Here is a 12030-nt window from a genome sequence, read left to right as displayed (position 1 = left end):
ACCTCAAGGCCCAGCACGCCGAGCACGTTCTTGATTTCCCTGTTCTTGCCTTCGCGCAAGCCCATGGTGATCCACACGTTCGAGCCCTGCGTGCGGTCGAGCGTCGCTTCGATCGCGCCGTAAAGAACACCGTCGACGGCCATGCCGTCCTGAAGCCGGTCGAGCGCGGCCTGATCGATCGCGCCGTGGGCGCGGACCCGATATCGGCGCAGCCAGCCGGTGGCCGGCAATTCCAGTTCACGGGCCAGTCCGCCATCATTGGTCAGGAGCAAGAGGCCTTCGGTGTTGATGTCCAGCCGCCCGATCGAGACCACGTGCTGCTGATCGAAAGGCAGGTTCTCGAAGACCGTCGGACGGCCTTCGGGATCCTTGTGGGTCGTCACCAGGCCGGCGGGCTTGTGGTAGAGCCACAGACGTGTGCGCTCGATGCCGCGGATCGGCTCGCCGTCAACCTCGACATGGTCGTCCGCCGTGACGTTCACCGCGGGAGACGCCAGAACCTCGCCATTGAGCCTGACACGGCCCTCGACAATCATTCGCTCGGCCTCACGCCGGGACGCCACGCCGGCCCGTGCCAGCAGTTTGGCGATGCGCTCCGGCTTTCGTCCCGGCTCGCTGTGACCGCCGGGCGCCGGGGTCTGTGCCTCTCCGCGGTCTGTGCCACCGGCCCGCGCGCGCGATCCGGCATCCCTGCGGCGGGGCTTGCCACCCGTCTTCATATGGTGTTTGCCTTTCTCTGGCTTGCTGCCGGCGCTTCAAACCGGAAGCGCCCGGCCCGGTCAGCCATAACAGGTTGCAGGGCCGGGGTTAATAGCAAAGGAGGCCCGCCGGTCACATGAACAACAGCCCGATGGACATAGCGCTTGAAGAAGCGCGTGCCGCGTCTGAACGCGGTGAAGTACCGGTCGGAGCCGTCGTCGTCAGCAACGGGACGATTCTCGCCCGGGCCGGCAATCGCACGCGCGAGCGCAACGATGTCACGGCGCATGCCGAGATGGAGGCCATCCGGTCCGCCAGTGCCGCGCTTGGGCAGGAACGGCTCATGGGCTGCGATCTCTATGTCACGCTTGAGCCGTGCACCATGTGTGCGGCTGCCATCTCCTTCGCCCGTATCCGCCGGCTCTATTTCGGAACGGAAGACGTCAAGGGCGGCGGCGTCGTCAACGGTGTCAGGTTTTTCGATCAGACGACGTGTCATCACGTTCCCGAGGTCTATTCCGGCATTGCGGAGAAAGAAGCGTCCGAACTGCTTGTCGGGTTTTTCAGGCAAAAGCGGCCCTGAATGGCAATCGCCCGGCCATGGCCGGGCGATCAGACACGAAATTCAACACAGCCGATCAGAACGGCCAGAGGTTTCCGATCTTCCAGCCCTGTTCCTTCTGCGCTGCCTTCTTGCGGCGGCGCTCCTTCTTGAACTCGGGCTCGCCGAGATCATCGGTCGGGGCGGTCTCGGACGGCACGCGATAGGCAACCGGCGGATCGCTCAGGAACCGGCGCCCCTCGTAATTGCCCTTCTGGAGCGCCTTGGCCTGACGGAACTGTTCGCGCTGCTCGGGCGTGACGACGTCACCGCCATTGGCGAGCGGCGAGCGATAGTTGCCGCGCGCATTTGCCTCAGCCTCGTCGCGCAGACGCTGGCGCGTTTCCTCGGGCGATTCGGGCCATTGCGGATTGTCTTTGGACGCAAGACTTGTCTGCGGCGGCGGCAGGGTGGTGGCGCCGTCCGGCGGCTTGACGATCGACGGACGCGGCGCGTAGGCGACTTCGCTCTGCCTCTTCGGCGGAACAATCGACACGAGATTGGAAAGATCGTCCACCAACTGCGCATTTGCGGTCTTGTGCGTGCCATAGGTGGGGCTGCTTACGCAGCCTGAGAGGATAACCGATGCGGCGAGCACGCCGACCACGGCGCATCCTGTGCGATACCCAACTGCTCTCGTCATGCGGTAAGTCCCGTTAAATCCCGGATTTGCCATGCAGGCCAAATCGGGCCATTTCTTGACAATCCTTTTAAACCAATTGGCCCGATTCAGCAATTCACCGTGTGTCACAGGCGGCCCAACTGCTTCAACTCGTGCAGCGCCTCGGCGTCGCGGGCCGACACATCGGGAAATTCAGGGTCGGAGCCGACATCGTCCGTCATGCGCCAGGATCGCGCGCATTTGCGGCCCTTGGCGAGCGCCGGAACGACGCTGACACCGGCAACATCATCGAGCCGGAACGCGTCCCGCGGCCCTTCGGAGGCGGAAAGCGCGATGTCCGAGGTGATACAGATTTCGGCAAAATCCCGCCCGTCGAGCGCAACCCGCAAATCGCCATCCGTGATGTGAACGACCGGGGCCGCCTCCAGCGACGAACCGATGCGCTTTTCGCGGCGCTCGATCTCCAGCGCCCCGGTCACCACGCGCCTGACCGTTCTGATCTTCTTCCACTTGGCGCTGAGCGCATCGTCGCGCCAGTCCCCGGAAATGTCGGGGAACTGCTCCAGATGGATCGACCGCGCCTGCGGATGACGCTGCAGCCAGGCTTCCTCCATGGTGAAGGGCAGCATCGGCGCCAGCCAGCACGACAGGCTGTCGAAGATCGTCCGCACCACCTGCAGGGCCGCCTTGCGGCGCACGCTGGACGGCGCGTCGCAATAAAGGGCGTCCTTGCGGATATCGAAATAGAACGCCGACAGTTCGACATTGGAGAAATCGATCAGCGCCCGGGTGATGCGCTTGAAATCGAAGTCGTCATAGCCCTTGCGCACCAGATCGTCGAGTTCGACAAGCCGGTGCAGCATCAGCCGTTCCAGTTCCGGCATGGCGTCGTAATCGACCGTTTCGCCTTCATCGTGCGACAGCGTGCCGAGCATCCAGCGGATGGTGTTTCTGAGTTTGCGGTAGGCGTCGATATTGGTCTGGATATTGGTCTTGCCGAGGCGCTGATCCTCCCAGTAGTCCGTGGTCATCGCCCACAGCCGCAAAATGTCGGCGCCGGACTGGGCCATCACGTCCTGCGGCGTGACGGTATTGCCCTTGGATTTCGACATTTTCTCGCCCTTCTCATCCATGGTGAAACCATGGGTGATCACGGTGTCGTAGGGCGCCCTGCCGCGCGTCGCGCAGCTCTCGAGCAGGGAAGAGTGGAACCAGCCGCGATGCTGGTCCGATCCTTCCAGATAGACATCGGCCGGCCATTTGAGGTCGTCCCGGTCTTCCAGGGTGAAGGTGTGCGTGCTGCCGGAATCGAACCAGACATCGAGAATATCGCCGACCTGTTCCCAGCGGTCCTGATCGTTTCGTCCCTCAAGGAAGCGTTCCTTGGCACCCTCGGCGAACCAGGCGTCGGCGCCCTCCTTCTCGAAGGCATCGACGATGCGCGCATTCACGGTCTCGTCGATGAGGATTTCGCCATCCGCATCGGCAAAAACGGCAATCGGCACGCCCCAGGCGCGCTGGCGCGACAGGACCCAGTCCGGACGGGTCTCGATCATGGTGCGCAGGCGGGTCTGGCCGGCGGTAGGCACAAAACGCGTCGCGTCGATCGCATCGAGCGCCCTCGTACGCAGCGTGGTGCCGTCGTCGAACGGCCTGTCCATATGGACGAACCATTGCGGCGTGTTACGGAAGATGATCGGCTTTTTCGAGCGCCAGGAGTGCGGATATGTGTGTTTCAGGCGCCCGCGTGTGAAGAGGCGGTCGGCCTCGATCAAGGCGGCAATCACACGCTTGTTGGCGTCACCTTTCTTGCCCTTGTCGTCAAGCACGCGGGCCGCGCCGTCGGCACTTGCCGGTCCGAAACCCGGCGCGTGATCGGTAAAGAAGCCGTCGTCGCCGACCGTAAACGGGATCGAGATGTCGATGCCGCGGGCCTCGAGGTCGCGGGCATTGTCCATCCACGCGTCAAAGTCCTCGCGGCCGTGGCCCGGCGCGGTGTGAACAAATCCGGTGCCGGCGTCGTCGGTCACATGCTCGCCGTCAAGCAGCGGAACATCAAACTCATAGCCCATTGCCACCAGCGGGTGGCCGCAATGCATCGCCTCGAAGTCCTGCGCGGAGACATTGCAAAGGCGCTCCATGGTCACCTTGGCCTTGTCGGCGGATTCCTGCGCCAGGCTGTCGGCGAAGATTACCCTTTCACCGGCCTGCGGGCCAAAATCGTTTTCTGCGGCCGTCACTTCGTAAAGCCCGTAGGCAATGCGGGACGAGTACGAGATCGCGCGGTTGCCGGGGATCGTCCAGGGAGTCGTTGTCCAGATAACAACGGACGCGCCAATCAACGCATCGGGGCCGGCAACAATCGGAAACTTCACCCAGATCGTATCGCTCTCATAGTCGTGATATTCGACCTCCGCTTCGGCCAGCGCCGTGCGCTCGACAACCGACCACATGACCGGTTTCGAGCCGCGGTAGAGCTGACCGAGGGCGGCGATCTTCATCAATTCGCCGGCGATGCGCGCCTCGGCGTGGAAATTCATGGTCGTATAGGGCTTGTCGAAATCGCCCTCGATCCCGAGGCGCTTGAATTCCTCGGTCTGCACATCGATCCAGTGGGCCGCGAACTCCCGGCACTCCCGGCGGAACTCGTTGACCGGAACCTCGTCCTTGTTCCTGCCCCTGGAGCGGTACTGTTCCTCGATCTTCCATTCGATGGGAAGACCGTGACAGTCCCAGCCAGGCACGTAATTGCTGTCATAGCCGCGCATCTGGAAGGAGCGCGTGATGACGTCCTTGAGGATCTTGTTGAGCGCATGCCCGATATGGATATTGCCGTTCGCATAGGGCGGGCCGTCGTGCAGAACGAATTTCGGCCGGCCGCCGCTTTCCTCGCGCATCAGCTTGTAAAGGTTCATATCCTGCCATCTCGCCACGATTTCGGGCTCTTTCTTGGGCAGGCCGGCGCGCATCGGAAATTCCGTATTCGGCAGGTTCAGCGTCTTGGAATAGTCTATTTTCTCGGTCGTCTCGGTCATCGTTCAATCATGCTTTGTTGTGTCGTCGGACCCCGGACAAAAGGGGTGGAACGGACGTCATTTCAGTTCATCTGGGAGTGCTGCGGCATGCGGCAAGCAACAGCCCCGGACTTCCCACCGGCCGCCACATGCGGCAGTCAGGAAGCCGGGCCGATAATTCGAATTGCAGTTCCGAAACCGAATTTGGCCAGCATAGTGGCTTGCTTCTATCAATGCCGGCAGCTGGAATAAAGGATTTTCTCAGTAGACCGTGCGATCGAGCTTTTCGAAGATGATGCGCCGCATCATTCGCGTGGTCAGCCGGGGCATCAGCGTCCCGGCAAAAAGGCCCGCCTTCGCGGGCAGACCGGGATAAAGCACGCGGCGGCGGCGGTCCGCGCTCTTCAATATCGATCGCGCGAGCGTTGCGGGCTCCATCCGGCGTTCGCCGTCCGCGCCGGGCGGAGCGTGGCGTTCCGCATGGGTCGTGCGCAGCGGGCCGGGAAACACGGTCATGACGTGAACGCCGCGCTTCTTAAGGTCTTTCCTGATGCCGCGGGCATAGATGGCCAGGGCATCCTTGGAGGCGGCGTAGACCGAACCGCCCGGATAACCGGTTGCGTGAGACAGCGATGAAATGAAGACAAGACGCGATCCGGCGGCAAAAGCGCCGCTCTCCAGCATCGACGCCGTCATCACCATCGGCGCTTCGAGATTGACGGCCAGAAGCCGGTCATAGGCATCGGCCGGGATCTCCTCGAAACGGCCGGTGGCGCTGATGCCGGCATTGTGAACGACGAGATCGAAAGGACCGTCTTCACCGATCTGCGGCAAAAGCCGGTCAACCGAAACGCGGTCCGCCAGATCGCAGACGCGGGGTTTGAGACCCCTGGCCTGCTCCATCGCGGTCCGGTCGACGGCCACGACCTCGCCGCCGCGCGACAGCAGCGTTTGCGTCAGGGCAAGGCCGAGACCGGCCGCGGCGCCGGTGACGAGCGCCTTCATGCCGCCCTTCCCGTCAGCAGTCGGCGCAGCCTAGCTGCCAGCATGACGGTCGCGCTCGGCCTGTCCGCCTCCATCGCGCGGACGATCTCGTCGGCCATCGCTTCGGCGGAAAAGAAGAGACGCTCCAGCCGGCCGGGGTTGTAGCCCGCCTTTTCATGCATCGGGGTCCGGGTCGGGCCGGGATGGATGATCTGCACCGCGATGCGGCCCCGCCATTCGGACCGCAGCGATCGCGCAAGCCCGGCAAGACCGGCCTTCGAGGCGGCGTAGGAGGGCATGTTCGCCGAGCCGCGATGAGCGACCGAGCCGATGAGGACAAGCTTGCCGTTGCCCGCCTGAAGCAGCGGCGCGAGACGATGGATCACATGAACCGGCGCCGCCAGATTGACGTCGAGCGTGGTGCGTATCGCTGCGCCATCTTCTTCAGATACGGACGCGTAAACGCCTGTTCCGGCGTTCAGCACCAGACGGGACACGGCCTTTACACCGGCCTCCCCGAGCGCCTCCGCGATGGCGCCGGCGGCCGTGGCGGGCTGCGATAAGTCGGATCGGATATAGGCTGCATCCGGCGGCAGAAGCGCGCGGCAGGAATCGGCATCCTTACGTCCCGTCAGGAACAGGCGGAAATCAGGCTGCAACCGGTGCGCCAGCGCCAGGCCGATTCCGCCCGTCGCGCCGGTAATCACTGCTGTCTGCCGGGCATCCATCAGCCGTCATCCGAATGCGATCGCGCGATCGATCGGCCCGTAAGCCATGGCGTCCCGCAACACCGCCCTTGCCGCTTCACTGTCGCGCGTCATCTGCTCGATCAACGGATCGAGACCGTCGAATTTTTCTTCGTCCCTTATATGAGCGAAGAAGCTGACGGAACAGATTTCATCGTAGAGATCACCGTCGAAATCAAGCAGGAAACTCTCCAGGAGCGGTACGCCGTCCTCATCGACGGTGGGGCGGTAGCCGAAACTGGCGACGGCGTCTTGAACCGAACCGTCGGCCCGGCCGAGCCGGACGGCGTAGACGCCGGTGCAAAGATCGGCTTCCTGGGGCAGAGCCATATTGGCCGTCGGAAATCCGAGCGTACGCCCAAGCTGCTTGCCCTTCAGGACACGCGATTCGACCGTATAGCGATAGCCGAGCAGGCCGGCCGCCTGCGCTATGTCGCCGGCCGCCAGACAGGCGCGGATGCGGCTTGACGAGACAAGCTGCGTGTTTTCATCCTCGAACGGTTCGACCACGGTGACGCCGAAACCGTGGCGTGCCGCCGCATCGACAAGATATTGCGGGCTGCCCTGCCTTGCCTTGCCGAAATGGAAGTTGAAGCCGGTCACCACATGACAAATGCCGAGCGCACGCACCAGCATGTCGCCGACAAAACTCTCGGCGGTCGTCTGCGCAAATTCATGGGTAAAGGGGAGTTCAACGACGCAGGCAAAGCCCATAATGCCGGCAAGACGGGCCTTGAGCGGCGCGGGCGTCAGCCGGAAAACCGGCGCCGCGGGCTTGAAGAAGGTGCGTGGATGCGGTTCGAACGTCAGCATGACAGCCGGGACCGAGCGCCTTTGCGCTTCGTTGAGCGCGACCTGCAGAACCGCCTGATGGCCGCGGTGGACACCATCGAAATTCCCGATCGCCACCACGCAGCCGCGCAGGTCGCCCGGAAAGTCGTCAAGCGAGGTGATGCGCCTTATCGGGTCCATGCCGCCACCATCGCTATCTCAGGCGCTGCATCCAGCGAACCGGCCGTGCATTGTTCCGGCCCAGGAAATCCTGCAGTTCCGCCTCATCGACCACGCCATTGCGGGTGTAGTCACGCGCATGAATGCCATCGGAGACGTAAAGCAGGTCGAGCCCGAAATCCCGCGCGCCTTTCACATCCGTGGGCATGCCGTCGCCAATGGCCAGAACACGGCTCTTTTCGACCTCCCCGCGGAGGTCGCGGGCGGCGTTCATGGCGGCTTCATAGATCGGCGCATGCGGTTTTCCGGAGACCAGCGTGCGCCCGCCCATTTCCTCATAGAGCGCGGCGACCGATCCGGCGCAGGGAATGAGCCGCGAGCCGCGTTCGACAATGAGATCCGGATTGGCGCAGATGAACGGCAGGTCCTTGCGCCTGAAATCGGCAAGGACCGACCGGTATTCTTCCGGTGTCTCGTTTTCATCGTCGTAAAGGCCCGTGCAGACCACGGCCCCCGCCTCGTCGAGACCCGATATCTCGACACCGAGGCCGTCAAGCAGCGGCAAATCCCGGTCGGGACCGATGAAGTAGATCTTTTCCGAAGCCGATTCGATAAGTGCCCGGGTCACGTCGCCGGAGGTGACGATCCGGTCGAATGCGTCCGGGTCCACGCCGATGTGATCGAGCTGCTCGATAACGGTTTGACGGCGGCGCGGCGAGTTTGTGATGAGCACGACGGTGCCGCCCTGCCGGCGAAACGCGGCGAGCGCCTCTCCGGCGAAGGGCCGTGTTTCCACGCCGTTGTGCAATACGCCCCACACGTCACACAGGACGGCGTCGTAATCGGCGTTGAGTTGAGCGAGGCGGTCTAATCTGTCCGGCATGGAATTCCAGATGTCAGGCTTGATGTTGTGCGCAGACATTGACCATCGGCGGCAAGAAAACAAGCCCCATTCGGCGCGAATGACGGAACTTGCATCGATGCCTCGGGCTTCCTATTTCAACACCGGAAGCGACGCGCCCCGGGCGGAGGTTTCTTTCCGGGTCGAATTTTGGGCAATTTTCCTTGACTCAGCCAAGGTCCGTATTTATGTCCTGCCTCGATTAGCACTCGATAGTGGCGAGTGCTAGCATAGCGTTGACCGGACATACCGTCCGGTCGTGTCATTTGATCGAGGGTATAGACAATGGCAAAATTGAATTTCCGTCCTTTGCACGACCGCGTTGTTGTGCGCCGCGTGGAGTCTGAAGAAAAGACAGCCGGCGGTATCATCATTCCCGACACGGCCAAGGAAAAGCCGTCCGAAGGCGAAGTCGTCGCCGTCGGCTCCGGTGCCCGCGACGATAACGGCGCGGTTATCGCCATGGACGTCAAGGCCGGCGACCGCATCCTGTTCGGCAAGTGGTCCGGCACCGAAGTCAAGCTCAATGGCGAAGACCTTCTCATCATGAAGGAATCCGACATTATGGGCGTTATCGGCTAACCGACCATCCCCAAACCATCACAGTACTGAATTCGGGCGTTCTGCCCAGAAGTGAGGAAATATGTCCGCAAAAGAAGTCAAATTCAGCCGCGACGCACGTGAGAAGATGCTCCGTGGTGTTGACGTCCTGGCCGATGCCGTGAAGGTGACACTCGGCCCGAAAGGCCGCAACGTCGTTATCGACAAGTCATTCGGCGCGCCGCGCATCACCAAGGACGGCGTCACCGTCGCCAAGGAAATCGAACTGGAAGACAAGTTCGAGAACATGGGCGCGCAGATGGTCCGCGAAGTCGCTTCGAAGACCAATGACGAAGCCGGCGACGGCACCACGACAGCAACCGTTCTTGCCCAGTCCATCGTTCGCGAAGGCGCCAAGGCCGTTGCCGCCGGCATGAACCCGATGGATCTGAAGCGCGGTATCGATCTTGCCGTCAACGAAGTCGTTGCAAATCTCATCAAGAAGGCAAAGCCGATCAAGACCTCCGAAGAAGTCGCACAGGTCGGCACCATCTCCGCCAACGGCGAAGCCGTTATCGGTGAGGACATTGCCGAAGCCATGCAGAAGGTCGGCAATGAAGGCGTTATCACCGTCGAAGAAGCCAAGACCGCAGAATCCGAACTGGAAGTGGTCGAAGGCATGCAGTTCGACCGCGGCTACCTGTCGCCCTACTTCGTGACCAATCCCGAAAAGATGATTGCCGATCTGGAAGACTGCTACATCCTGCTGCACGAAAAGAAACTTTCGAACCTGCAGGCCATGCTTCCGGTTCTGGAATCCATCGTTCAGTCCTCCAAGCCCCTGCTCATCATTGCCGAAGACGTCGAAGGCGAGGCGCTCGCCACGCTCGTCGTCAACAAGCTGCGCGGCGGCCTGAAGATCGCTGCCGTCAAGGCTCCGGGCTTCGGCGACCGCCGCAAGGCCATGCTTGAGGACATCGCCATCCTGACCGGTGGCCAGGTCATCTCCGAAGACGTCGGCATCAAGCTCGAGAATGTGACCCTCGACATGCTCGGCACCGCCAAGCGTGTTTCCATCTCGAAGGAAAACACGACCATCGTCGACGGCGCAGGCAAGAAGGGCGAAATCCAGGGCCGCGTGGCTCAGATCAAGGCCCAGATCGAGGAAACCACGTCCGACTACGACCGCGAGAAGCTGCAGGAACGTCTTGCCAAGCTCGCCGGCGGTGTTGCCGTCATCCGCGTCGGCGGGGCGACCGAAGTCGAAGTGAAAGAGAAGAAAGACCGCGTTGACGACGCCCTGAACGCAACACGCGCTGCCGTTCAGGAAGGCATCGTCGCAGGCGGCGGTGTGGCGCTGCTGCGCGCATCCGCAGGTCTTTCGGTCAAGGGCGAAAACGAAGACCAGGAAGCCGGCATCAGCATCGTGCGCCGCGCTCTCCAGGCTCCGGCTCGCCAGATCGTCGCCAATGCCGGTGACGAAGCATCGGTCGTTGCAGGCAAGATCCTCGAAGGCAAGAAGGACACCTACGGTTACAACGCCCAGACCGGCGAATATGGCGACATGATCGCCATGGGTATCGTCGACCCGGTCAAGGTTGTCCGCACCGCGCTGCAGGATGCTGCCTCGGTTGCCGGCCTGCTCGTCACCACCGAAGCCATGGTTGCCGAACTGCCGCAGAAGGAAGCGGCCGCACCGGCAATGCCGGGCGGCGGCATGGGCGGTATGGGCGGCATGGACTTCTAAGGTCTGCCCAAACACACATAAAGAGAAAAGGCGGCCTTCGGAGCCGCCTTTTTTGTCTGTCCTGCGCTGCCGGTTCACGGCCGTTCGGGCACCTTCAATCCCTTCTGGCTTGCAGGGCGCTCGAGGCAGCGCTCCAGCCAGCCGGTCACATTGGTAAAGCCGTCAAGACCGACGGCATCTCCGGCCTCGTAGAAATCGCGAACCGTGCGGACCCAGGGGAAGGTCGCGATGTCGGCGATGGTGTATTCGTCGCCCATGATCCATTGACGGCCGGACAGCCGCGCGTCGAGGACACCCAGCAATCGCGCCGTCTCGGCCCTGTAGCGCTCCTTGGGATAGGGATCGGTCACCTTGTCGGCGGCAAATTTGTAGAAATGGCCGAACTGCCCGAACATCGGGCCGACACTCGCCATCTGGAAGAACAGCCACTGGATGCATTCGAGGCGCGCCGCCGGATCCGAGGGAATGAGCCTGCCTGTCTTCTCGGCAAGATAGAGGAGGATCGCACCCGACTCGAAGAGGCCGACCGATTCGCCGCCCGGCCCGTCCGGGTCGATGATGGCGGGGATCTTTCCGTTCGGGCTCAACGACGTGAATTCCGGCGTCTTCTGATCATCCTCTCCGATATGCGCGAGATGCGCTTCATAGGGCAGTCCAAGCTCCTCCAGAGCGATGGAAATCTTGACGCCGTTCGGCGTCGCAAATGAATAAAGCTGAATCTTCTTGTCGTCTGCCGGTTTCCAACGCTGCGTGATCGGAAACGAGTTCAATACGGTCATTCCTGAGTATCCCTTCCTGATATGTCTGCCCGTTGCGCGGGCCTTTTCCAACATATGACACAGGTACGGCAGTTGTAGAGCCCGTCGCCGACACAGAGCGTTCTTGATCAGTGAACAATGCGTCACACATTGTTCATCTATGCCTGCCCTTCCGGAACCATATAGTTCCAGCCACCAGAAACGGGAGGGAATCATGTCTCATTCAGCAACGGTCCTTATCGGACGGATCCTGTTGGCCCTTATCTTTGTCATGGCGGGTCTCGGGAAACTGGGCGACCCCACCGGCAATGCAGCCTATTTCGCAAGCGTCGGACTGCCGATGGCCGCCGTGATGGTCTGGCTGGTCATTGCATTGGAGGTGTTGGCGGGCCTTGCCATTCTGATCGGCTTCATGACCCGGCCGGCGGCCTATCTGCTGGCACTCTTCTGCATCGCCTCGGCGCTGC

Annotated in this window: 12 protein-coding genes; 4 read left to right on the top strand and 8 right to left on the bottom strand. The window is 62.1% G+C overall.

Features of this window, described 5'->3' with window-relative positions; genetic code table 11:
• Window positions 1-719 (bottom strand): pseudouridine synthase (locus AC5E6N_RS20150; protein ID WP_491749488.1); only part of this gene is annotated, 719 nt, incomplete at its 3' end.
• A 116-nt stretch (window positions 720-835) separates the two neighbouring features.
• On the opposite strand from AC5E6N_RS20150, the gene AC5E6N_RS20145 reads away from it, so the two are divergent.
• Window positions 836-1282 (top strand): nucleoside deaminase, encoded by a 447-nt coding sequence (locus tag AC5E6N_RS20145; protein ID WP_491749487.1) that lies wholly within the window; start codon window positions 836-838, stop codon window positions 1280-1282.
• A gap of 55 nt (window positions 1283-1337) precedes the next feature.
• On the opposite strand, the gene AC5E6N_RS20140 is transcribed toward AC5E6N_RS20145, so the two are convergent.
• The 6 genes from AC5E6N_RS20140 to AC5E6N_RS20115 form a co-directional block, all read right to left on the bottom strand.
• On the bottom strand, window positions 1338-1943 hold the full coding sequence (locus tag AC5E6N_RS20140) for a hypothetical protein (RefSeq protein ID WP_491749486.1): 606 nt from the start codon (window positions 1941-1943) through the stop codon (window positions 1338-1340).
• Window positions 1944-2047: 104 nt separating this feature from the next.
• Entirely contained in the window at window positions 2048-4957 is a 2910-nt protein-coding gene (gene ileS, locus AC5E6N_RS20135) for an isoleucine--tRNA ligase (protein WP_491749485.1), read from the bottom strand.
• 240 nt (window positions 4958-5197) lie between these two features.
• Complete coding sequence (locus AC5E6N_RS20130; RefSeq protein ID WP_491749484.1) at window positions 5198-5941, bottom strand: SDR family NAD(P)-dependent oxidoreductase; 744 nt, start codon at window positions 5939-5941, stop codon at window positions 5198-5200.
• The gene (locus AC5E6N_RS20125; RefSeq protein WP_491749483.1) at window positions 5938-6648 is read right to left on the bottom strand and encodes an SDR family NAD(P)-dependent oxidoreductase; all 711 of its coding nucleotides are present in this window, start codon (window positions 6646-6648) and stop codon (window positions 5938-5940) included. Before AC5E6N_RS20125 ends, AC5E6N_RS20130 begins: the two co-directional genes overlap by 4 nt.
• Window positions 6649-6654: 6 nt before the next feature.
• Window positions 6655-7638, bottom strand: a complete 984-nt coding sequence (locus tag AC5E6N_RS20120; protein ID WP_491749482.1) for a bifunctional riboflavin kinase/FAD synthetase — start codon at window positions 7636-7638, stop codon at window positions 6655-6657.
• A 13-nt stretch (window positions 7639-7651) separates the two neighbouring features.
• Window positions 7652-8500 (bottom strand): TIGR01459 family HAD-type hydrolase, encoded by an 849-nt coding sequence (locus AC5E6N_RS20115; RefSeq protein WP_491749481.1) that lies wholly within the window; start codon window positions 8498-8500, stop codon window positions 7652-7654.
• 303 nt (window positions 8501-8803) lie between these two features.
• On the opposite strand from AC5E6N_RS20115, the gene groES reads away from it, so the two are divergent.
• Window positions 8804-9100 carry a co-chaperone GroES gene (gene groES / locus AC5E6N_RS20110; RefSeq protein ID WP_491691420.1) on the top strand — a complete coding sequence of 99 codons (297 nt, stop codon included), beginning with the start codon at window positions 8804-8806 and terminating at the stop codon, window positions 9098-9100.
• A gap of 61 nt (window positions 9101-9161) precedes the next feature.
• Window positions 9162-10805 (top strand): chaperonin GroEL, encoded by a 1644-nt coding sequence (groL, locus tag AC5E6N_RS20105; protein ID WP_491749480.1) that lies wholly within the window; start codon window positions 9162-9164, stop codon window positions 10803-10805.
• 74 nt (window positions 10806-10879) lie between these two features.
• Here the strand turns inward: groL and AC5E6N_RS20100 are convergent, their stop codons facing one another.
• The gene (locus tag AC5E6N_RS20100) at window positions 10880-11584 is read right to left on the bottom strand and encodes a glutathione binding-like protein (protein WP_491749479.1); all 705 of its coding nucleotides are present in this window, start codon (window positions 11582-11584) and stop codon (window positions 10880-10882) included.
• Between the two features lie 193 nt (window positions 11585-11777).
• Here AC5E6N_RS20100 and AC5E6N_RS20095 point away from each other — a divergent pair.
• A partial coding sequence (locus AC5E6N_RS20095; protein WP_491749478.1) for a DoxX family protein occupies window positions 11778-12030 on the top strand: 253 nt, incomplete at its 3' end.

The organism is Hoeflea sp. (genome assembly GCF_984452065.1).
This window is presented reverse-complemented; position numbering and strand designations above follow the sequence as displayed.